Origin of the sequence: Pseudomonas sp. Bout1 (genome assembly GCF_034314165.1) — a bacterium.
Lineage (GTDB): Bacteria > Pseudomonadota > Gammaproteobacteria > Pseudomonadales > Pseudomonadaceae > Aquipseudomonas.
Genome location: NZ_JAVIWK010000001.1, coordinates 1,669,669 through 1,693,708 on the forward strand (window position 1 = coordinate 1,669,669; position 24,040 = coordinate 1,693,708).

A 24,040-nucleotide genomic window follows, 5' to 3' on the forward strand; every position below is an offset into this window, starting at 1 on the left:
GCATTGACGGCCATCATGCCTGTCATACGGTATCTGCCATTTGCTGAAAAGCTTTAATGAATCTTGCACGCAAGCGAGATGGAGGGGCAGCATTCATTAGTAGGACTGAAAGACCGCTTCTGGCCGGCAGCTTCCCGCGATGATAGGCGGCAGATGGACAGACGCTGACGCTCGCCGGTAAGCGCTATTACTCGACTATCGGCATTGAGACGTTTGGCAAATACTATGGGAATCCGCGTAATTTCATGGTGTCGGTGAAGGCGAGTATTTAGTCGTGGGTCCGGGCGCTAACCGCCAGAAGACTCGCAAGGCAATTGGAATCTGGAGTCCAGGGGGGGGGGCTCGATGACCAAGTCAGTGCGTCGCGTCCGACTTATCCAGTGGCGAGTGATAAGAGGTTTGTCGTTCAGCAGCCAACTCAACCCTATTCAGATCTTCCAGTACGGATGGCAGAGTTAATCGGCCAATACACCCAGCTCACGCGATGTTGGCAGTTTGCCAAGCCTGCTGGCATGCTCTCGACGATTTGTCGGTAGACAGCGTTGAGGCAGGGAGAGCGACTGTGGGTTTAGAGAGCAAGGCAAAGGCAGCTCAACTGAGTGTTCTGAGCAAATATGGTGTATTGGCAGACTTTACCAACGTGGAAGAGGTGGTGCTTGACCGTGCCCTGAAGGGCCGCTTGTCTGCGATCGCGTCGAAGGACCTGACCTTCGCTCACTGGTGTGACCAGCTACTGGGGCCGGGCGAGCGGCTTCCGGTTGCGCGTTTTGATAATCCAGTTCCGGGGCAAATCCGACTGGGCAAGCTCGCGGTGGGGCAGGACCTCGCCGCCAGCCTCAAGTCTCGCGACCGGCAGTTTCAAGCTAGGCTCAAGGCGTCCGAGCAGGAAGTCATACGGTTGCAAGGCGAATTGCAGGAACTGAGGCAAACCAAACCTCCTTTGGCATTGATGGAGCCGGTTGGCGAGGACGCGCGGAGGTTGAAATACTGGTATCACGAAACAACCGGTTATCTGCATAACATCCTGTGGGAGATCAAGGAAGTTGACGGTCACATCTTCGACCATCAAGGCCAACTCAACCGGGATTACCGTCAGCAACTGGTCGAGATCATTCTGCGGGCACTGAACGGCTTGGCCGCACTCGGCTTTTTTATCAAGGCCGAGTTGTGTGACGCGTCATCCAAAGAGCCTGTTTTGCCATCGGTGATGTTGCATCACAACCCGGCAGATCCTGATGAAGCACATCTACTGGAGGGCTTTGCCTTTGTCGTCGAGGACGTACAGCCTGATGTGCTGGTGGCAGCCAGCGAGTGTCTTTTTCTGGGACGGGCTCTACCCGAAATCGACAAACGGCACCGCTTCAATTGTCACGTCAAAGTCTCCTGGCGCCACGTGCTTGAGTTGGACGAAGACGAACTGTTTCACCTGTCTTGCTTCCTGCATAAGTTGTTTGAGGCATTGGCCAGATCGAATGACGGTCGGCCGAGGGGGGCATTGCGAGAGGCGGCGATCCTTTGCCTGGTGCTTTCCAGCACCGCACCCTGCATGCCCACGCGATTACAGAAAGTGCAAGCGCTGAGCTTGCAGGATACGTTTTACCCGGGGTACAGGCCGTTCACGACCGCCTCCTCGAAGCCTGACACAGATGCATCCGCTGGAAAAATTCTCGAGCACCTGTTCCATACCTTGCATGCACTTGTCATGCGCTGACGTAAGCTTTGATTTGCAATGGAATATGCCGGATCTGTGACCGGTAGCTACGGGACGAATAGCGGCAACGGCGCACTGAGACTGATACACCCTTACCCTCCAGCAACATGGAGGACACCACCATGAACACGCACTCTTGGGTGCCTCTTTGTGCTCAGAACTTGGGAGTGACCTTTGGAAAGACTTGAAGCGGCTTTGAAGCAACTGGTAAGTGCTCATTCAAAACTGACTGAACATGCGCCAATTACTGCACTTGCCCAACGCTTGCGAGAAACCCAAAAAACGCTTGATCTCGGTGAGGATGATGAGCTTCCTGTCCTGCCTCAAAAGCCTGGGATTTATTACTTCGAAGCGAAATTTAAGTTTTCCACAGCAGCGGAACTTGGCGAATTTGGTGAGCGATGGGGAGCAATACGGGCCAAAGCGCATGACGGAAAAATCCCTCGTTATTACCCGAGTCGGGTGAAGCATCACTTAGCGGCATTGGCAGCAGGCAAACCGATTCCATTTTATTTAGGGAAGCGAGAGTCGATAGCTGATCGAATCAAAAATCACGTCGAATCGCTCTTGGAGTCCGGAACGTATGCACTTAAGCTTCGGGCAAGACCGCACTTAATTCGTGATGTGGAAATTACATATAGTTATCAGAGTTTCGAGGCGCCGCCGACATCTTACTTCGGGGTTGGGTTAATCGAGTCTGAACTACGAAAAATACTGAATCCGATTCTGGGGAAACAGTGAGCATGGAGAAAGTACAACTGTTGTTGAATCAGGTCGGCAGCCTGGTGAGGGAGACGAACGCCAAACTCGCAGCAAGCGGTGAGCTGTTCAACCTCTTCTCCATCACCCGAATCGAGCGGGCCGAGGTCAACACTCACTCGGCCATGATCGCAGAACTCTTGAGCCCCGAGGGCCGTCACGGTCAAGGTGTGTACTTTCTTGAACTGTTCCTGTCGACAATGGGTTTCGAACACGAATGCAGCCTCAGCGACGCCAGGGTGCAAAAGGAGCAGATTTTCGCGGGGTACGGTCGTGTGGATGTGGTGATTCACCTGAGGGATCACCTCATCCTGATCGAAAACAAGATCGAAGCCCTCGACGGCAACCAACAACTCAAGCGTTATGACGATATTGGAAAGGCCTCAGGCAAGCAGTGGCAGTTGTGGTACCTGACAAAGAAAGGTACGGAGGCGCACGCAAGCAGTCATTGCGGCGTGAGCTACCGTCGACTGTCGTACCAGGAACACATCCTCGACTGGCTTGAGCGGTGCGTCAGCACCTCAAGCGCGACGCCGGCACTTCAGCATGCATTGATCCAGTACAAGAATCTGGTCCAGAAAATCACCGGGCGAGCCATGACCCATACCACACGAAATGCACTGATCGAACTTCTCATTGCCGACGACAATTTGCAGGCTGCCGAGGCCATCGCCCAGGCACTGCCCCATGCGAAGGGGACAGTATTGTTCGGCTTCTTTGATGCTGTGCGACACGCATTGTCAGAACGTTGTACGCCCGTGTCATCGCCGATTGACTTTACCGGGCATGACAGTAGCGAGGCGAATTGCCGCAAGTGGTTCTTGCCCAAGGCATTGAGGTTGAAGCACGTGGGGCAGTTTTTCGACATTGGTGTCGAGGGAATGCTGCTACGAATCGAGGTTGCCACTGATGCGCTGCATTATGGCGTGGTGCCGGTCAGTAGCGGGAAACTGGCGAGCGATGGAGGATTGTTGGCGCAAACGCCTCAATTGCCTTTGTACCTGATGTGGCGGAATTGGAATGCGTTCAAATGGTACTCATGCCTTTACCAGGACAACGTTGCCAGAAAAATTGACTGTTTGTCTGACCCCATGGCATTGGTCACGGAGGTGCTGCGCACTGTCGAGCTGATCAAATCTGAGCTGTCTGGTCAGCCTGAGTTGCAGTGTGCAAGTGTCAGTGCGACGCAACCACAAGCAATGCCAGTCAGTTGACTAGCCAATTTGTCGGTTGAAAGCTGGCAATGCACCGTGCCGTTTCATGGGCCGTCAGTAGATAGACCTCAATGAGAGATACCATCACCGGGTCAGAGACCGTAATGACTGCAATCCGTGCTTCACCGTCTTGAACGTGAGGCACTAGATTTTTGTCGTTCGCAAACCCTGTGAACCGATGGTTGGGAAAGGTTCGCCAACCGTCTTCTCGGATGCTGGGCGGCTTAACATGGTCCCAGACCCGATGGTGCAGGTTGTTCCGGGTTGCCTTGCCGATATAGAGGATTTGCGCTTCAGGGGTACCAAAAAAATACACGCCGCTCTTGCACCCAACACCATCGCCGGTGACCAGCATTCCCGAGTCGGTTGGGTCCGACCAGTCGCCGATGGCGGGACTGGCGTCACCAAAGGCGAGTTCTATTGGGAACCTGTCGAATATAGCAGGCATGGCCTGGGCAAGATCATTTACCAGTTTTTGGCGCTGTTGTGCGTCTTTCAACGCGACTATCTCGTCAAATGTATGTATTAAGTCTTAGGTTTTTTTCGTTTCATCGCTCATGAAAGTGCTGGCTAATAGGGGATCTTGATATCTTCGTCCAGTATATCGGTCACATTTCGTATCAGTGGATCTAGCCAATCGGCTTTGGCGCCCGCCCATTGCAAATAGCTCGTATGCTCTATGCCGTGGGTTCCCGATAGCGACGTGCGCTGAAGGGTGTCGATATAGTCGCGGATGACCTGGGCGCGGCGCCAGTTCTGTGCATCGGACTCTAGGGCGGCTAAGCGTTTTCGTTCGTCATTCTGTATGCGTTTTCGCGCGGCAGCGTTTTCGCGCAGCTGGCGACGCTTTTCATCGGCAATGGCCTGCTGCTCTGCATTCACCAGCTCCCCGACGGCGTTTGTAACGACCTGTTCGAGCAGCTTGTTCAATTGCATCTCGACCGGTTGGCCCGGTGAGTCGGTAACTTTGCCTGCATACCCTTCATTTATTAGCAGGTAGAGTTTCCCTGTCGGTTGATATGCCCAATTAGGCCAGTAGCTCCAGCGCCCGCGAGCCTTGTCCTCCAGTTGTTTTGGCGTTGGCACATATGGGCTGCGCTTGCAGGGTTCGAACACGCGCAGATGATAACCTCGGCCCATGATGAGGATGTCGACCTGCTTCTTGCTCTGCTCGATACGATAGCCACGTGTTTCCAGTGCTTTTAGGAGGGTATCCACGAGCCTTAGCGCGCGATCCTGCAAGGAGGGTGAAACACAAATATTTAACGCAGGCGCGCGCGCTGGGCTGGCCGCGTGAATCAATGACGGGTTTCTTCAATGCAACGCGGGCAGCGTTGGTCATCGGGTGCCAACGCTTCACTTGATCAGGGACGATAATCTGGTTGCCAGGTGCTCGCTCAAAGGCCAGCAGCGGTACCAGCCGCTCATCCATTGGCTTGGGCTCAGCCTCGGTGTGCGGGGCCGGCGTGCGAAATAGGTTCATCGGGTGGCCAACGTATTCGCGGAGTTTGGGGCGCGGCGGCACCGACTTGCCAGCCTTCAGTCGTGTCCAGTAGCCCCGAGGCGGGGTTGGGATCTGTAGTCGTCCACAGAGTTTCTTAAGGCCTACGTCAGAGAGCTGGTAGCGCGGTGCGACTATCGTCACCGCTTCTGTCCAAACCTCATCCAGCAGTTTGGCCCGGTCGTACTGTTCCTGCATTGCGAAGGTCCTTTCAGCGAGTCGAATCTCAGTTCGAAACCGATATCAGGGTAGCGGATGTCGGTTCGTTCAGATGGCTCTTCAATCGGGCTGATGCCAGTTCTTTCCTTTCACGCGACAGGCCTACAGCAGTGAAAGTGTGGTGGATGAATCGACCAGTCGATAGCCCATGGCTTTGTAACCGGCCTTGCGCTTCTCCCACATCCTCAACACTGCGACGTTACCCTCGTCTACGAAATCAATCACCTGTACGTCGGATTTGGCGGTGTGTAGGCGATGCAGGCGTCCGGCGTACTGCTGGAGGATGCCGCGCCAGGAAATGGGCATGGCCAGCACCAAGGTATCCAGTGCAGGGTGATCGAACCCTTCGCCAATTAGCGTACCGGTGGCCACGAGCACCCGAGGCGCATCTTCGGGCAGAGACTCCAATGTACTGATCAGCGACGCCCGCCGTTTCTTCGGCATGCGGCCATGGAGCGTGAACAGATTCGCGACATGCTCCTTGAGCGCAACATCTAGCGTCTCAACATGCTCAGTGCGTTGGCTAAGCACCAGGACTTTTCGGCCTTGGCGGTAAGCTTGCACCACAGCAGAAACGATGGTGGCCGTGCGCTGTGAGTCATCTGCCAATCGCCTGAATACTTCCTGGATACCCGAGCCCTCAGGGACGATGAGGGGGGCGGACAGTATGCGAGGGCTCACGGACAAATCATGAGGGGCGCTGGCTGGGCGCGCGGCGGTATGGCGGATAGGTCCGCACTGCATGAAAATGATGGGCTGCTGCCCATCGCGGCGGATCGGGGTCGCCGTCAGCCCGAGCACGTAACGCGCGGGCGAACTGCGCAACAGCGCTTCGAAAGACACCGCCGACAGGTGATGGCATTCGTCGATGATGATCTGGCCGTAATTTTTCACAAGGTCACTGATCTCGCCTTTGCGCGACAGCGATTGCATGACGGCTATATCGATCTGGCCGGTGAGCTTGGGCTTGCCGCCGCCCAAGGTGCCGACGACTTCTTTGCCGACGCCGAGGAACGCCTGCAAGCGTTCTTGCCACTGCCGGAGTAGCTCGGTCCTGTGCACCAGTACCAAGGTATTCACACGCCGCCTGGTAATGAGCGCTGCGGCACTCACGGTTTTACCGAAGGCCGTTGGCGCGCAGAGGATACCGGTGTCATGTGCTTGCATGGCGCTAACAGCTGTTTCTTGGTCAGGACGCAGAGTGCCGAGGAAACTGACACCCAACGGATGGCCCGCGAAACGCTCGTCTTCCACCAGTGGCGTGATCTGGTACTCCGCCAGCAGCACCTGCACGGCGTCCCAGCAGCCGCGGGGCAAGGCGATATGTTGGGGGAAATTCTGCGCGCAGCCAATGACTCTGGGTTTGTTCCACACTGACAGGCGCAGGGCCTGCGCTTTGTAAAACTCGGGATTCTGAAATGCCGCGAGGCGGATCAACTGGTTGACCAAGGGTTGAGGCAGCTGGGCCTTTTCAAAGTAGATCAGGTTCGCCAGGGTGATGCTCAGGGTGGCAGGCATCGGGCCGTTGGGCTTCTGTGGTCGAGGCGAGGGGACTTTCCATGGCTGGGCACCTTCGTCTTCATCGGCGTAGGCAATGGCGACGGGGTCGCGGTTGCCCGTGGCCTGAGTAATGACGGGGTGGAGGCGCTCGGGGCTCATGCGTTGGAGGGTGGCGAGGAACGCCCACTGATCGGCATAGGGCACCAGGGCGTCATCGACAAAGACGCTGTGATGCTGCGCCCTGGAGCGTTTTTGCAGCGGTAACGCGATCAAGTTGCCAAAACCGCCTTTGGGCAGGGTGTCCTGGTTGGGAAACAACCTGTCGTAGGAACTGAGCGATAATTGCCGCGTGCGTTCACAGGCATGACTGATGATGGCGGCTCCGAGACGGCGTGCATCGCTGGCCAGTACCTTGTCCTCGAAGAAGATCCAGGCATGCGCGCCGTTGCCCGAGCGTGAGACTTCCAAGGCGACGGGCACACCGAGGGCCTGGCAGGACTCCACGAATGCGCGGGCGTCATCGCGCCATTCGGCCTCGTCGAAATCGGCGGCCAGAAAGTAGCAAGTATCGTCCTTGAGCAACGGATATACGCCGACCACGACCGCGCCTGCCAGATGGCGAAAGATGACGTCGTCGGTCACTTCCAGCAGTTGGCGTTGGTGGCAGTCGCCACATTTGATCCGTGGTTTCTCGCAGATCCCCGGACGCCACTCGTTCGCGCAGGCCGGTGCATAGCCGGACTTCCCGCTTTTGCCTTCCCAGCGCAGCGGGTAGATGTCGGTACGGCCTCTGAACAAGCTACGAAAGAGGGCGAGCTTGCTGCGGGTGTCCAGGGCGGACGACGGATCAACGGGCGCCAGGGGGATCAGCACAGGTTCGACAGGCGGTTGCCAATCGATGCCGTGCGCGTCGAGCAAGGCAATTAAGCGCGCGTTCTCCGCCTGGAGTGTCGCCAACAACTTGGTGTCGGTCACCGCATCGAGCCTCGGTGTTGGGGAATGGCCTGTGGGGTTAGGCTATCAGTCGGCGGGGGGCGGGATCAAACCGCAGGGCCGGTGGCCGCGCCACGCCGCGAGTCGTCCGGCGTTTAACCGATACCGTGTTATGCGCACAACGGTTCGACTGCCCACCACCCAGCCCTGGCTGAATTGCATTGACCGTCAAGCGGCGTGTTTCACAGTCATTGCCGATTGACGTTCGCCCTCTGGGAAATCGTATTGGTCGCGGCTGGGCTGGCGCATCTAGCGAACACCCAAACCCAATCCGTAATAAAAATTTACCGCTGAGTGCGATGGCGGCATAGTGGCATCATGGTTCGCCCGCCACGTCGGGGTTGCTCAACCGGGCCGATTTTACTGCCTACAACGATCATTCAGTCGTTGGCGGCTCCAGCAGGTTTAAGGTTACTGATGGCGTTGAGTGGGCACGTGATCTCTCACGTTCTCTGCACGCCCCCCATTCAAGGAGCGATACACCGCAATGACCACACAAGGATTTGGCGCTCAACTGCTGACGCTGCCGAGCATCTTTTCGGATCGGCTTTTCACCATTCCGGATTATCAGCGTGGCTACGCGTGGGACAAAAAGCAGGTCGACGAACTGCTCAAGGACGTCGATCATCTGATGCAAGATGGCGCCGCATTACGTCACTACACCGGCACACTCGTCCTCAGTCGCCCGAAACATGCAACAGACAACGCCTTCCACGTCGTGGATGGTCAGCAGCGGCTGACCACACTCGCCATTTTTCTGTACCTGCTGTGTGAGTCGCTGCCTATCGAAGAACGGGCAGCGTTTTCCGCGCTGTATTTACGCCGTGGTGAGCTTGGCAATGATCGGGCTGTGTTGCGCTTAAACTCGGATACACGGTCGTTTTTCGAACGTGTGGTGATGGCTGAAGGCAACCTCGATAACAGTCCAATTAAACTTGAGGCGCATCAACGATTACTCAGCGCCAGAGGTTCGATTAAGAAGTGGCTTGAGGACAAAATCGCTTTGGGAATTGAGCCACAGCGGATCAGGGACATCCTTGAGTCCCGGCTCGGCTTTCTGGTGTTCGCGCCTGAAGAAGATGCTGAAACAGGGATCATGTTCGAGGTCATCAACAACAGGGGGAAACCGCTTAGCGAGTTGGAGAAGGTTAAAAACTATTTGATTTACTGCTGTGTGAAGCTTTCTGCGGCTTCGCTCAGGGACACAATCGATCAGGATTGGTCAGAAATCCTGAGGGCCTTGAACATCGCTGGCAAAACCTCAGCCGGCGACGAAAGTGCATTCCTTCGTTACTGCCTAGTCGTCCATTTCAAACTGAATAAAACCGATAGCCAATACGGTTATGAAGAGCTGAAAAAGCGAGTAAACCTCGACAGCTGTCTGACTGAGGATTTACCACGCGAGCCGGTGATCAAAAAAATTGCCGCCTTTGTGCAGTTTATGAAAACCGCCGCGCTCTGGTATCAACGCCTGTATGGGCGTGATCACGCAGGTTTAGAGCCTGAGATAGTGGTGCTTCTTGATCAAATCCGGGCGCAGGCACGTCATGCGTCCATTATGCCGCTGTTCCTGGCGATGGTGATCAAATTGCAGGGCTCGGGCGAGCGCCTGCATAAACTGCTTCGGTTGTTGGAGATCCTCAATTTTCGGGTCTACATGGCGCGGAACATGACGTCACGTAATGACACCGGACAAGGCGATCTTTATGGGTACGCGGCACGTTACTACCACTCTGAGCTTTTGGCCGCGCTTCCCCCTGAAGAGCTTAAGGTCGGGCGCATCCATTTGGAAACCGATGAGGATGCGTTCGAGTATCGGCTCGTTAATTTTATCAATTGGCTAGCGGCGGATCACCGGTTTATTAAGTCCTTCTCTCTGGACCCTGACAGCCCCGACGATTTTTACAAATGGCGTGGCTTGCGGTACTTTCTCATGAACTACGAGGCAAAGCTCCAACCGCGAAAAACGATTCAAATTGATAAAATTCTTCTCGGGGTTTCGGAGGGTAAAACCTCAGACTATTACTCGGTGGAGCACCTCTGGGCTACTGAAAATAGAAATCGTGAGGGGGAAAACAACCGTAAACAAGATAAGTACCAACGGCGCCGACTAGGCAATTTTGTCTTACTGGAACTGCGCCTGAACATTCAGGGAAACAACGATGACCTGGAAGACAAGCTTCCACGCTACTGCGAGGGTCTAGGGGAAGAACCGACTACAGAACTTCATCAAGTTCGAAAAATGGCTACCGACACGTATTCGCTGATCGAAAGTTTCGATGGCAGAAGGCGGACGATCAATTTTTATCACGACCTTCATGGCGAGCTAAATGACCATCAAGAGCAACGGTTCATCAAGTTTGCCCAGGCACGTTGGTCGCTGAAGACTTTCATTGGGTACGCGCAAATTCAGCGGGAAGCGGCCGCCGCGCACGAAGAAAGCTGAGGGTTGCGTTTGAATGAGCCGAAGGGCGTACCGGACCCACTTGCGGGTGGGGTGGTACGCCCGCAAGGTGAAAGAATTCTGCCGGTGTTGTTTGCTGTGGTGCAGGCGCGGTCCGGTGTAGATCGAACAAGCATTAGGTATCCGCGCTTTTGACACGATACAGCGCCGACATCTGTTCGATTTCTGCAAGGATCTCCCCTCTGAGTACAGACGGCTTGAGAACCTCAACGCTGGCACCTTGACTCAAAATCCAAAGTCGCAACCCTTGGCTCAAATGCAGTTCACAACTCAGGTGCCAGCGTTCCGTATCGTAGGGCTGTAAAACCTGTTGCGGACTGAGCCAGTTCTCGCTCAGGCGCTGAAACATCTTTTCATCGATCAGCAACTCCAGCTGGATGGGATGTTCGTTCTCCAGCCCAATCAAGCTCTTCAATGAACTGGTGTTACGAATGTCGTACTCAGCGGGTACCTGAGCGGGTTCAAACCCTGCCGCTTTCGCGGATTTGAAACGGTGTATTGGCCAGGCATAAGGCGTGTCCTGGTCTCTGCCATCCACGACGAGTGACAGGTAGATGTTGGCGTCCTGAAAGGACAGGCCCAACGGTGTCAATCGGTAAGGCTTGGGGTATGGCGCGCCGCGTGGCTGGTACAGCACATCCAGCATGCTTCCCTCCAGCAAGGCGTCCTGGATGGTTTGAAAGACCTGCGGCTCGACCAATCCCGGCTGTAAATTCAGAAAACGGGTGTTGCTGACCACCTTCTTGGTCCAGTCATAAAGTCGGTGGGAATGTTTGTTCAAAATCGACTGGGCGTGCTCGTACAGCTCCTGAAGATTACCGCCTAGCGTGCGGCTGGTGTACGGGCGGGCATGATCGATGACCATGATCAAATTCATTGCGTCAGTGGGTTTGAGCACGAACCTCGACAATTCCTTGTCGGCCCAATACACGTATTCTCGACCTTCTTTTTTTCGCTTAACACCGTAGCGTTTATCCTCTAGCAAGGCTTTGAGGTTGCGTTGAATCGTCCGGTCGTCCACCTCGATGGACTGGGCTCGAAGTCTTTCTTGGAACTGTGCCACGCGCAAGCCGGACGGCGTTGCCGTGCCGCCCCGTGTGGGAATCATTGCCAGGAGTAGATCTAGGCGAAACCTCTCTTCCAGGCGTTTTCCTGACATCTCCATGCTTCCTCTATTGCGACACAGTTTGTCGCTCAGAGGGTGGATGATTCCTTTCGAGAAATCAATCTGATGTCGGAGCCGAGAAATGGCGATGCCCAAGCCTGCAAATGTCGTCAACATACTTGAAGCTTTTCTGCCCGAGCCTGAAATGCTGGAGCTCCGTGAATCCAGTGAACATGACGGCCTGGGGGCGGGATTGGGCATGCCGACTCTGCGGATTGTTGAAATGTCTGAGCGTCATGGGGCTGTGTCATACGCTGAAGTGAAGGCCATGAATCCTTTAAAAGCGGCCTTGGCACGAGAATCATTTCTCCTGCTATATGCGCAGCTTCGACGAGCAGCACTCGGACATGATGCAGATGCGCTAAATGACCTCGGTTGGTTATGGCTGGATGGGTGCACGTTGATCGAGGATCCAGCGATTGCTCTGCACCTTTTTCGGCTGGCTGCGGCGGACGATTTATCTGAAGCCTTTTTCAATCTAGGGCAGCTGTATACCTACGGAATAGGTATCGCCGTCGATGAGCAAATGGCCCAGCGATGGCTGAAAAAGGCGTTTAAAGGTGGGATCCGCGAGGCTGCTTTGGAGGTCGCGTGGCTTTACGACGCGCGGGATCGAAAAGGCAGTTGTGAAGCCTCATGGGTTGATGCCGATAACCGGAAGGCATTTCGTTGGTACCGAAAAGCCGCTCGTGCCGGCGACACTGCGGCGTTTGCACGCCTTGGGAAGAGTTACCTGGAGGGCAATGGCGTTTCGCGTCACGTCTCAAAGGGGCTTTTTTGGTTGCAGCGAGCTGCGCTCAGCGGTGATGCCGCAGCGGCTGATGCCTTGGAGTATTTTTATGAGGATGCGCTGTACATGCCGGATCCTCAGGGGCGTATGCGTTTATTTTGGGCCTCGTATGCCGAAGGTCTGCGAGACGCGTTTGAGTGCCGGGAACGTTGATGTATGTAGGGCTCGTAAGGGGAAACCCTGGTTTACTGTTTACCTGGAAATCCACTGGTGACCCTAGTATTCAACAGTGTTTTAAATGAAAAAATTAAGGACGCGTAATGATTACGTTGAGAGACGGCGGCTCATTCAGCATTGATGCTTTGGTTACAAAAGTAGAGGGATTGGGTGGCTCCATGGTGTTGGGTCCCATCAAAGTAGGGTTGACCGATCACAAGAAGCCGGACTCGTTGGATTACTGGATTAGAACCAATGGAGCCAACCGAAAAGACCAGATGCAAGCGGAAGCGCAAGTGGTTGATCAGTTGCTTGCTTCTGGTCGTTTTGACCGCGTAGACATGAAATGTCCATCAACCGGGTATCGTTGCGCTGGGCTGAGTGTGATTTCCAAACCTCGTTACGAACAGACTCAGGCACCCACGAGCACTGTGCCTAGAAATGAAGAAATGGAGGCGGCCGCATGGCTGATCGACCGCTTCAAGGCCGCGTCGCCGAACCTCGCCTATGCCAACCTCAACGAGGCTGGAAGTTATCGAGGATGGGTTGCTGACTTCAAAATTCCTCTGTTGGATGGTCGTTCACTGAAGCTGGATCTACGAGAGGAGAAGGATCTGTTTCTCCTGTTTGTCTTGGCGGTGGTTTGGTCTCGGACAGGCCCTTGGGAGAATGCCGTCTATTTTGTGGCCTGGATGAAGCTGGCTCACAAAGACGCACCAGCTTTATGGACAAACGACGCGTTTGTCGAAATAGAGCGCAGTAACTGTAAGGCCTCCATGGTGCAGACCTTAGGTCAGTGCCTCGATCCCGACACTAGGAAGCAGGTCAGTTTCAGGAAAGATGTTTACGCGAGTGTGAAAGTCCTTGCCCACAACTGGGACGGCATCAAACGTGCCATCAACGTCATGATCACGACTAGCCAATACGCTGCGTTTTTCGACTTTATGCGTTCATTAAAAGGCTTGGGGACCGGCCAGAAAAGCATGCTGATCAAGATCCCTCTGGTCATGCGAGAGTTGCGTTGTCAGCTTTATCCATCAATTCCAGGCGAGTTCTGCTGTGTGCCGGATGCTCGGGTCTATGAGGCGTTAAGTGCGATGAGCCGGGACCACAACAAGCGTATAAACCTGACGCATCACGCTGGCAGTGTAAAAAAACTGATCAACGCCTCTGCGAAGATCTATCAACTGTTCGGTGATCTGTATGACCTGCCGTTGTTCGCTTATGTTGACCTCGACCTACCCCATACGTGACAGCTGGAGTAGAGGTCTAGGCCTAAAGAAATTTGACGCACCTTATTTTCGAGTGCCTTTGAAGACAGAAAAGTGGTGTCCACTTTGTCTTAGGTGGACACCGTTCTCTGGCTCATTGGGTGCTTGGCTTAGCTCACGAGCAGGCTCATGTAAGTGGGCCACTCACCGCTAGGACACATTTGCGCCACTTTATATTTCTCCAGCATTTGTAGCGCTTGGCTCTCGTGGTTAGCGCGGAAGTCAAACCCCATCTGGTCGCGATACGGCATTCTACCTCGCCAGTATCCCATTCCTTGATCAAGGAAAACTTTGCTGCGCTTACCCGATACCCAATCTACTGTTATCACTCTCGCGTGTTGAAGCTCCCGGCTTCGTTCTTTGATTTCAACTTCAGGTGAGATGGAGAACTGGCTACCCAACCAAAGCTTAAGAAGAGCTTCTTGATCAAGTTGGAACCTCCAGTCATGACTAATTTGATTGCTGGACTGATCGCCACTGGATGCTAGCGTTTGAATTCGCAGCGACTTAAGTTTTTCATTTTTGAAAAGTTCAAGAAAACCGCTTAACAACATTAACGACCATGGTGATTTCAAATAACGGTCGGAATAGCTGACCACTGCTGCTTGGTCTGTGGCAATCAACTCAGTCAGTTCGGGCGCGTGCTTCTCAATGAGAGTAGCGAGACGTCTATGCAAGCTGCTGATAGGCCCGTCAAGTTCGTGGGTGATTTCGATGACCCGTGCACCCTGCTCAAATTGGCGCCAGGTCCGGACGTCGATAGGCTGACCACCGCAATCAGAAACACAGTCGCTTCCAGCCCATACTATTCCATCGTTGCTACTCAGCCATCCGGCTCCTGGAGTCGCAGCGGAGGCATCGCTGCTAAAAAGACTCTTGATGCCCGACTTGGAACGAATTTGAGCCACCAGGTAAGGCTTGATCAGTGGGAGGGAGTTGTCCATATCCTCAATCACAACCCCAAGACTAGCCAGGTCAAAGAGGGTGTTCTTCTGTTCTTTGCTTAGCGACGCTCCTGAAGGAATTGCCAGTTTCACCTTGAGTTTGTCAGCGATTGCCCAAGTGAGGATTTTTTCACGGAAGTAAGGGTGATCTAGGTCCCAGTCCTCTGCATCTCCCCTCATCACCAAGCAAATAGAGGTGTCGTTTTCACTGCGATCCGCTGAATTGATCGCAGAGGACAAATAGCGGATCGGGCCGGTCGAGCAATAACTAGCCCCCACCACAGTTTCAAACTCGCTGGGCAAGTCTAAATGTTCGATTAGGCCCGACACAGTCAGCCACTCCATGGCGCGTCCACGATCTAGCTCCTCTCGCTCCACTCGACTGTCTTGACCTGCAAGACAGTGCGAGCAGACGTTTTCGCAGTTAACCGGGCAATGCAGCTTCCCTAACGTTTTACGTAATAGCTCGGTTGTATTCGCTAAGCCAGCCAGGACAAACCCGGCTCCTCCGCTGACTTCATCGAACAGCTGAATGACCGTTCGCCCTTGTCCACTTTCGATATCGCGATCAAGACGGAAACCAAAGCCCATTTCTGTGCTGGCAATACCTAAGAGTTCGGCGATTACGTCGCGTAGCGCAACGGCAAGAGTCGTGGCTATAGTTTGCTCTGCCAGACTATCTCCGAGCCACAGGCCTGTCTGGGGACTTCTTAAGTAAAGCTCCATGACGTCAGTGCGAATTTGATAGCCCAAGAACAGGTTAGGCTTAACTGCCGTGCCGGGGCAGTCGAACTCTTTACGACTGCCTGTGATCCCGCCCACTGGCCGGTGTAGCTGATCTGGGAGCAGATTTTTAGGAATGTCACCGAAGGCGAGCATTGAATCTGCACGTCCACAGGTTAGGCACACGGCGTAACCTTTTTCGTGTTCACCGGATGAATGATGAAACACACTGCCATCGTGACCAAATCGAACGAAACCACACCGCTTGTCGGGCAGCGAGATCGTCTCGCCAGTCAGTTGGATGCGAGGTCGTTCGACTCGGATGAACTTCTGAGAAGTGATGTCGTTTGTTGTGGACTCATAAAAGTCGGTTACAAAGCCGCCAGGGCGAAGGACGGTTCGGCGCTCATTTGGTTGAATTGCGTGCATGCAGTGTGAGCACGTTAGCTCGGAGCTGTTGGTATAGGCGTTTTCGATTACGCCTGTCGCTCCACAATTTGAGCATCGCCAGGCGATATCAAATTTTTGTGCTTCGTTCACTTGGCCTGACGCATGCCATTGCAAACTGATTCCTGCCGAACGATAGACTCGCCCATCGATTACCACTTGCGACCCAGGTGCATACTCTCGGATCGCAATGTTTAAGCCGCGAGACGGAAGCTCTTTGTTGTTGAAAATGCTGTCTTCACGACTCTCAGGATGAGTTCGCTGGTGCTTGAAGTCCTCAATGTTGTAGGTATTGAGTGTCACGACATCGGTAGGGAATCCATATCCTGGAAGGAACGCACGGGACGCGAGATCGCGAAGCAAGTACTCACCGTCGTGACGTTTTTTCTCCAGCTCTAGCGCTTTTTTGTACGGTAAATCTGTCGCCGCTTGCAGCTTAGCGTTGAGCTTTCGAGACTCTTCAAGCCACCGGTCCTCCAGAATACGTACGCTTTCCTGAGTCTCGGCTGAGATTGTGCTAAGCAGGCAGCCATCTAAGCAAGTTCCGCTGACAAGGCGTTTGATTGGGTCTGCGAATTCTGTCTGACTACTAATCAGCCAGCTTTTGAATTGCTGGCAGGGTGAGTCGTCTCCGCCAAAAAACCATTGGAGAGTCAGCCTAGTTCGGTCACCGTCACTACTGGTTTTTGACTTTAGGAAAATAGACAAGAGCAGTGAATTGACGTGCCTCTGAACAATGCGAGAAGAGCTTAAAGTAATGGTGGGAGCGGGAATGGCGGTAATGAATGGCCACTTAGGCTGTGCAAACGCGCGCTGGTTATGAGGGTCCGCTTTACATAAGGTGTAGGCTATCGCGCGTGCCTCACTACGGCGTCCGGCGCGTCCCGCCCGTTGCAAATAGTTGGCAGGGTGGGGCGGCAGATTGTTCATCACTACAGCAGAGATGCCCCCAATGTCTACGCCCATCTCCATAGTCGTGGAGCAGTTGAGTACGTTGATATCACCCTTCTTAAACAAATCAACATAGTCATCGAGTCTCTGCGCCGACTGCTGAGCCGAATGTTCTGCGGTTCGATAGTAAAATCCGCCTTCCACGGTACGGTCGCTAATATCGGTCCAGAGATTCTCAGACCGAAGGTGCTGGATGACCGGATCTTGTAAGACCTGCGACCGGATCTGCAATTGCTTGGTCACGGCGCTACCATCTATCTGGAGGTTGGCTAGCGAGGCGAGTTGGATTTTCTGGCAACGGTAGTCTTGCGGACGCAACTTTATGGGTAAATAGGGGGTTAGCCCACGAAAAGTCGAGTCAAAAATTCGGTGCGTTATCGGGCAGAGCCACCCCTCTTCTAATAGAGAAAAGGTCAGGGTTTCTAGTTTCAGGCGATGCCCTGGGTCTGCGGGCTCCAGGATGAGAGCCTGTGTCAGAGCAGACCATGCGGCCTCTAGCCAAGCATTGATTTTGTCCGCATCTGTAGCGACCGTCCGATTCAATCCGGTGGCTTGTTCCAGTAGTTTTACTAACCGATGCGGATTTCCAGATTTTACTTGAGGCCATTTTTTTACTGTTGTGCTTTCTTCCATCTCGATTTTTGGAGAAAACAGCGATTTGGGGGTAAACCTGCTACCCATCCAGGATTGCATGTCGCGATCCATGTTTATAAAGGTGTTCTCGCGCACGTAAAAATCAAGTGCAACTTTAAGGTAGTCGTGCCAGTCCTCAAGAGTTAACCGAGTTTCAGGCGCCGAAAATGGTCCTGTCGCCGGTACCGCGTTTGTTTCCGTCCACATCGGCGGTGTAGAGCTAATTTCTTTGAGACCTCGGTAGGTTACTTTTACGAGGCCGAGAGTTTCGGTACTGTTTTGATTTTTTGGGCGTCGGGAAAATTCCCTAGCCAAAAGTAAGCGAGCCATGGTTGCGCCACCTTGGCTCCCGTCAAAAAGGACCGGGTTGGCGTAGCGGTTGTAGCGCAAGATTGATTGTTCAACATCCTTGGATGCCGCTAGCTCATGCACCATGCTTGCCCAGTCGACGTTGATGATTCGTTTTTGTGGGGCGCTGCCGGATCGTAGCGCGGCTGCTTGTCTGCGAAGATCAGCCGCCATGACACTCATTCCTGACTGTTCTAAGCCTTCTGCGTGGCGCATCAGCAGATCATAGTTGCCGGTAGGAACGTCTTTAGGTTCCGCATCAGCTTTGGCCTGAACGTTACGAAGCGTTTCAAATACCAAGCCACGCAACCGCGAACGCTCGGCTTCTTGTTGCATGCGTACGGCCATACGTGCCGTACCTTGACGGCTATCGGTGAACGTAATTAGCTTGCGCCCCCGACCGGGTAATTCTTCTGGGGAGCGCTCATTACTGTCTTTTTTGTCGGCATCTGGGCAAAACTCCAGCACCGTCGGGACGGCATTCGCAACATAGAACGGAGCGCCCAGGTACGCTTTTCTCAGAAAGCTTTTTTTGTTTGGAAGTTCGTGATCGCAGTGACTACAGCAAGCCGCTTTCTCTTCAGCGATAGTAATGTTGATAGGGCGCGCTGAGTTAGTAGCACATAAGCCGTGGGTGTCGAGATCGAGGCTGACGCTGAAAAAGGGATCTTGTGCGACCTGTAAACCGGCAATTACCAAACGTTGTGCATAAGTACGACTAGTAGTGGGGCCGGTTACCTCACTTTCAGGCGACGTCTCTTCTTCGCCGCTTTCGTAGCTCAGAGAAAACTCATCTCCTGCGTACGGGCTCAATTGGTGAAGAACCCCGTTGCGATCTTCCGCAATCAAATGCGGAGTTTTACAGTCATCGCAAAATCCTAATTCGTACACTGGGGCGTTGCATTCGCAGCGTGCACGTTGATGAACGTAGACGTTGCCAAATGGCCATTCATTCAGACTGGCAGATTTGACAGTGCAATTGGGGTCTATGCAGGACCATAGTCCATGAAGCATTCGTTGAAAAAGATGGGTCCGTAGCTTAAGAAACGGCGGTTCGTCCTTATGGCGTCGGGTGCCAGTTGATACATCGAGCCAACCTAACACTTCTCGTTGCTGCTCCAGCCGCGAGCCGGGCATCAATTCGGATTTCAGTATCGTCAGTAATTCATTTAAATCTAACGGTTTCGTCGAGTTAACAATCGCATGCCTTAACGAGCGTGCTATTGAATTGCGTCCTAAAGCATCAAAACGGGTCGGTGATATTTCTTGTTCATCCTCGATAGACTGCACGACCTCCAGCGAGGCCTTTTCGACTTTCGAGTCGAACAAGATATCCGGCCAAACACGGGATCCTCCAATGACGTCGACTTGTTCTAGCCGCACTCCTGCGAGATCTGCAAGGTAGCGTTTCAACTTTTCTTCGGCCTCACCCCCGGCGATGGTGGCCGATGTCGCGACAAAACGAATTTCCTCAGGATTTTTACCGAATGCTTGAACGACGCGGCGCAGCAGGAGAGACATTTCTGCGGCTTGAGAACCAACGTAAGTGTGTGCCTCGTCGAGGACAATCCAGCGTAGAGACTGCTGTTGCTTTGAAATCTCCAGGATAGGATTGTCTACCTGACGAACCAGCATGTATTCGAGCATTGTCGCGTTGGTCATTAATATTGGCGCGGGCTCTTTGCGCAAAAGCTCACGTGACAAAACCTGGTTGGGTTTCTGTTCTTGAATCTTACGAATGACCCCTTCGCGTTCTTCAGTTTTACCGTTGTATAAACAAAACCGAATATCTTTACCGTACGCACGGGTCCATGCATCTAATCGCTCCTGTTGAGAGTTGATTAGGGCGTTGAGAGGATAGAGAAATAGCGCTCTCACCCCAATCAAGGATGACTGATTTCGCTCACGCTCCCGGATTAGATCTTCAAGGATAGGCACCATGAAACATTCTGTTTTTCCCGAGCCGGTGCCACTGGTAATGATGGCAGATCGAGGTTTCTCGTTAAGCAACGTTCGCCAAGCCTGAAGCTGGTGCGTATAGGGATGGGCTTCTCTTGGAAAGTCATACGCATGGGCGTTTTGTAATGTATTGAGCAGGCTTTTGGAGAGCAATGACCCCTCTAAGTCGAGAAGACGTTTTTCCGACTCTTTCCAACCAAACGTATGTTCGAAAACCGGCGGAGCCAAAAAGCAGCCATCGGCGCCCAATTCATCAACCATTGTTTCGTTCAGATGGCGGCGAAGCCCTGGTTCGTTAACTCCTAGGACGCCTAAGGTTGCTTCCCGCGTGCGGTTAAGGCTTTGCTCAATTAAATCCGTGAAAAAACGCATCGGAACTCCTTATGCCTCGTCTTCGGAGGCTAGCAAATACGAAACCATCAGTGCGTGAGTAGGTGCGAACCATCCCTGACGGTCAAAATCAGAAACCAATCGAATGGCGAATTTTAGGTACGCCATCGGAACAGGAAGATCATTTAGGGTGGCCTTGCCTGCCGTCACATAGGCCAAAAAAATTGGTAAGTAAGAAACCGCTTTAGTGAAACCAACAGGGGTAATCTCTCTCAAGAATGCAGGTATCGGATTCTGAATGATCCAGCTAGTCAACTCCGCAGTAAGATCGGTAGGCCACTGTCTGTCGGTAGCGTGTTGTTGGCGTAAGGCTTGATTCCAGCCCGGTACCACCAGTTGGGGAGGGATTTTGGTCAGACTGCTTTTATTGCCAGTACTTAGGTAGTCGCCCAAATAATCAAAGCCGGAAACCACAAGTCGCAACACGGCCGCGCGATTCGTTTCAAGGTTTTTGATAAGAATCTCCGGCAAGCCACATGCGATCAGCCCTTGTAAAAATCGTGCATGCGCTTCGGCCCAGATGGGGAGAGGAATTGCTTCCCAGATCACCGCCAGCTCATCGCGAATTCGAGCGCAGAACGCTTCGTCCATTTCTAGTCGGAGCACCGCGAATGCCAGCGCCTCTGGTTGCTTTGACAGTGCCTTCCAGCTTTCAAATGAGGACAATGGCAGGTGCGCGTAGTGTTGCTTTAAGTCCGCTAAATATTGCCAGCCACTGTGTCCGAACTCTTTTGCCATGACGGTGATTTGTTGACTGATGGCGTTTGCGTTGGTTTTGGGGTGAAAAACCTGTGTCGCCCTGTGCAGGGAAAAAACTTCAGTTTGAATTTCAGTAATCGACGAAGTCGACACGAACAGTGCAGGGCGAAATTGAGTTTTACTATCTTTGGCTGGATAGATTAGCCATGGGCCATCACGTTGCATGGTGTTGGGTATAATAAATCGCCCGGTGCCAACATCCTGGCTCTTGAGTTCTTCAATTTTGACTGGCGCTTGTTTAGGATCAGAAAGCAACATTGCTTCAACTTCGGTGTCATTCAAAATTGTCGCGTTACTTATTTCGCAGATCGTGAATGTGTCTCGACTTTCCCATTGCAAGCGGCCGTTGTACCGTCTGATATTCAGGCTGAACGCGCGCTGTTCGGTTTCTAAGGTGAGCTTAATAAACGCGTCTTGTTCGTCGACAGCTCCCAGCATTTGCAGCATGTCATTTTGGTAGCTAAATAAATTTAGCAGCGTGGGCGATGAGCCTACTTTGATCTCATAGTGCCGTTTTGGATGTGGCAGCGCCTCGCACACCAGTTCCAGTTGCATGTAGAAACTTTGCCCTTGAGTTTGCCCTGAGGTCAATGCGATGCGATGTCCTATAAGCTCAGGTAACGTAAGTTCGTGTGCTCGTGAGGGCCGGTCGTCTGGTCCAATAAGCCGGGCTCCTTGATACGGGTACGGGAGGCGAAGTCGTAGTGGCTGATTGCTGCTTTTCTGGTCGATCTCCAGCGTAAAACCAGCAGGAGGTGTATCGCTTCGATGAATAAGGTTGAAAGTGGTTGCGGAGTGTTCAGACTCCAATCGCTTGGCCATTAGCAGCGAGCTGTCGATTTTTAAGTCAAGCTGGAGTGCACCTTTGACCTGCAATCGAGCAGGTTTTTCGGTGGTTGCGGGAAGCAACGAGGTACTGAATTCTTTGGGTAGTACGGCAAAGCGGCGAGTTAAAAGCGTTTTTCCCGTGCGGTTTTTCAAGGTGTAACGAACGACACCGAAGGGCCCGGTACGGCGAGGAGTGTCCAGGGGTTGCCCATTGGCAAATTCTAGAATATCGCCCAGACCAAACTCATAGTCTTCGGGCAACTCAAGTCGTGGCCAACCCAAATATACAACACCTGGGTTACTGTCATAGAGCCCATGAACACCGGCCAGAGCGGGCTTTCGATGTTCGTTTTGATTTTGATTTAATTCGATTCGATAGAGGTCAGGGCCGTTTTGGAGCGATACATCGGCCCGTAGATCCAGCCACTGGCCGCTCTCTTTGTCGGTAGTCAGCAGCGATGGTGCGAGGCTGTCTGACGAAAAACTAAATTTGGTCGGAATGCGAATACGTGCGGACTCACCAGCGACACCGCAAGAAGATGTTCCGACCAATTGCCAGCAATCAACCCGCTGCTCAAAAACTAACGGCGTTTCTTCGTAATCCAACTCGCTGCCGTCGAATTGGAAACATTGAACAACTCGTCCATTGTCGAGTAAGCGCAGCGTGACAGGTTCGCCTAGCCGGCGACGTTCTATTGATATTGAGGGATTGGAGAAGCGGATCGTCAGACGCGACTCGTTCAGCTGGGCATACACCGCAGGCCCACGAGCTAATATGTGCTCACCTTCGTAATAGGCTTGATCGAGCCGAGTGCTACCCAACTGCTGGGGATCAATGTCAAATGAGTGTTCCTTTGGCAAGGCCAGCTCTGTCCTAATCCTCCAGTCCGGCAGTGTGCCTAATAGAAAATGCTCACAGGTGAATGCTCTGGCTTGAATTAGGGCCTCTGTTCTATCAAGCCGCTGCTTGCCAGCATCATGTAGCCAATCATTAATCAGGCCTCTAGCGTTAGTTTCATCGAGAGGGATTGGAAAGGCTTCTGTCCACTCAGGAGCGACTTTATCCAGGTAAGCAGCAGGGTCTTTCTGATCCTTAAGCGGATATTGCCCAGCCAGATGCATCAACTGTTCAACAATGCCGGCAAGCAGTTGCCTGGTTTCTAGATTTCGAAAGGGAATTGGCAATTCATCTTCGTGCGCCGCTATTAGGTCAGCAGTTGTTCGGTGGCTGCTCCCTGCACTGAAGAGATTAATACCTCGATTGACGGCTTTGCCAAAGCCATGCGATTCCTTTTGAACCAGGGGCCAAGGTAGCCCACCTTCTGCAAAAAGGGACCCTAGCCAATCCCTACCGTTTTCACGGTACCGAATAGGGCGTTTCCAGTATTCCAGTCCTTTACTGGTCAAGGTTGCATGCTGGTTGTGTGAAAGTGAGACGGCTAACTCACTCTCAGCGCCTGACCAGGACCATGAGCTGTTGTAATTTCTACGGTACTGCTCACTGACGAATAAACAAAAACATGCTCCCAGGTGTATGACCTGAACTGGACTGGACGCTAGGCGAAGGTACTTTTGAAGTAAATCGCGTAAGGATGCGTACTCGTGTTCGGACAGTTGGTAGCTGTACAGAGGTTTGCCGTTAGGTCCTTTGAATAGCTCGCGGGTGAGCAAAAACTCGCTGAGCCAGGCTTTTATGGGATTTACAGCAGGAGTGAACGCGGTCATTGACGCAAATCCTTATGCTGAAGATTCAAAAGCATGCAACGCAGTACAGACGTATCGACGACGTCTACAGCTGCACCACCTCAGTTTTTTAGGCGTGTGTCACTGTGCCATCTTCGCGAAACGCCGTCGACATTTGTATCTTGATGAAGTTGAAAGCTCTATTCGATGCTCATTCTCGCAAAACACCTCGTGGGATATCTGTCGATGGGTTCGACGTTCAAACAGCCGGTGGGAGAAAAATTGACCACTTGCGCGCAGCCAGCTGTATAGAAATTTCCTACATTCGTGTCCGTAGCCATGTCGCTACTTATCTAGGAGACGAATCATGCAAAAGCCCCACCTCGGAATCATCTGCCACATGGCAAAGGGTACTGCGAACAAACCGTCCAGTGGCGACGCGAAAGGCGGCGCGCGTCCAACGGGTATTAACCAATTTCCAGGAGGGAACTGGCCCAGTAAGGTCCATGGTGGACAATCCGGACGCAATCGTGGTCAGGGACCCAAGGCATAACGACTTTATGGACTGTCTTTCGCAAGGATGCGAACAGTTAAAAATTCACCTGATGGAATCCCTGCCAATGGCCAGCAAC

At 53.1% G+C, this 24,040-nt stretch carries 12 protein-coding genes; 6 read left to right on the forward strand and 6 right to left on the reverse strand.

Annotation, left to right across the window (positions count from 1 at the left end; genetic code table 11):
- The first annotated feature begins 562 nt into the window (after positions 1-562).
- The 3 genes from RGV33_RS07660 (at position 563) to RGV33_RS07670 (ending at position 3,684) form a co-directional block, all read left to right on the forward strand.
- Positions 563-1,711, forward strand: a complete 1,149-nt coding sequence (locus RGV33_RS07660) for a hypothetical protein (protein WP_322143752.1) — start codon at positions 563-565, stop codon at positions 1,709-1,711.
- A gap of 174 nt (positions 1,712-1,885) precedes the next feature.
- Entirely contained in the window at positions 1,886-2,452 is a 567-nt protein-coding gene (locus tag RGV33_RS07665; protein ID WP_322143753.1) for a hypothetical protein, read from the forward strand.
- Between the two features lie 2 nt (positions 2,453-2,454).
- Positions 2,455-3,684 (forward strand): PD-(D/E)XK nuclease family protein, encoded by a 1,230-nt coding sequence (locus RGV33_RS07670; protein WP_322143754.1) that lies wholly within the window; start codon positions 2,455-2,457, stop codon positions 3,682-3,684.
- Here the strand turns inward: RGV33_RS07670 and RGV33_RS07675 are convergent.
- The 3 genes from RGV33_RS07675 to RGV33_RS07685 all read right to left on the reverse strand — a co-directional run bounded on the left by RGV33_RS07675 (position 3,677) and on the right by RGV33_RS07685 (position 7,879).
- On the reverse strand, positions 3,677-4,183 hold the full coding sequence (locus RGV33_RS07675) for a hypothetical protein (protein ID WP_322143755.1): 507 nt from the start codon (positions 4,181-4,183) through the stop codon (positions 3,677-3,679). The two genes, RGV33_RS07670 and RGV33_RS07675, sit on opposite strands and share 8 nt — an antisense overlap.
- 71 nt (positions 4,184-4,254) lie before the next feature.
- A complete protein-coding gene (locus tag RGV33_RS07680; protein WP_322143756.1) occupies positions 4,255-4,986 on the reverse strand; it encodes a hypothetical protein in 732 nt (243 codons plus the stop codon).
- A gap of 520 nt (positions 4,987-5,506) precedes the next feature.
- Positions 5,507-7,879 carry a TOTE conflict system archaeo-eukaryotic primase domain-containing protein gene (locus RGV33_RS07685; protein ID WP_322143757.1) on the reverse strand — a complete coding sequence of 791 codons (2,373 nt, stop codon included), beginning with the start codon at positions 7,877-7,879 and terminating at the stop codon, positions 5,507-5,509.
- A 505-nt stretch (positions 7,880-8,384) separates the two neighbouring features.
- Here RGV33_RS07685 and RGV33_RS07690 point away from each other — a divergent pair.
- On the forward strand, positions 8,385-10,343 hold the full coding sequence (locus RGV33_RS07690; protein WP_322143758.1) for a DUF262 domain-containing protein: 1,959 nt from the start codon (positions 8,385-8,387) through the stop codon (positions 10,341-10,343).
- 133 nt (positions 10,344-10,476) lie between these two features.
- Here the strand turns inward: RGV33_RS07690 and RGV33_RS07695 are convergent, their stop codons facing one another.
- Positions 10,477-11,520, reverse strand: coding sequence for a WYL domain-containing protein (locus tag RGV33_RS07695; protein ID WP_322143759.1), 1,044 nt, complete (start codon positions 11,518-11,520; stop codon positions 10,477-10,479).
- A gap of 88 nt (positions 11,521-11,608) precedes the next feature.
- On the opposite strand from RGV33_RS07695, the gene RGV33_RS07700 reads away from it, so the two are divergent.
- Both RGV33_RS07700 and RGV33_RS07705 read left to right on the forward strand, forming a co-directional pair.
- A complete protein-coding gene (locus RGV33_RS07700) occupies positions 11,609-12,469 on the forward strand; it encodes a tetratricopeptide repeat protein (RefSeq protein WP_322143760.1) in 861 nt (286 codons plus the stop codon).
- Between the two features lie 107 nt (positions 12,470-12,576).
- Positions 12,577-13,725, forward strand: coding sequence for a hypothetical protein (locus tag RGV33_RS07705; RefSeq protein ID WP_322143761.1), 1,149 nt, complete (start codon positions 12,577-12,579; stop codon positions 13,723-13,725).
- Between the two features lie 128 nt (positions 13,726-13,853).
- Here RGV33_RS07705 and RGV33_RS07710 read toward each other — a convergent pair whose 3' ends face one another.
- Entirely contained in the window at positions 13,854-20,120 is a 6,267-nt protein-coding gene (locus tag RGV33_RS07710) for a DEAD/DEAH box helicase (protein WP_322143762.1), read from the reverse strand.
- A gap of 9 nt (positions 20,121-20,129) precedes the next feature.
- Positions 20,130-23,450 carry an STY4851/ECs_5259 family protein gene (locus RGV33_RS07715; protein WP_322143763.1) on the reverse strand — a complete coding sequence of 1,107 codons (3,321 nt, stop codon included), beginning with the start codon at positions 23,448-23,450 and terminating at the stop codon, positions 20,130-20,132.
- Between the last annotated feature and the right edge of the window lie 590 nt (positions 23,451-24,040).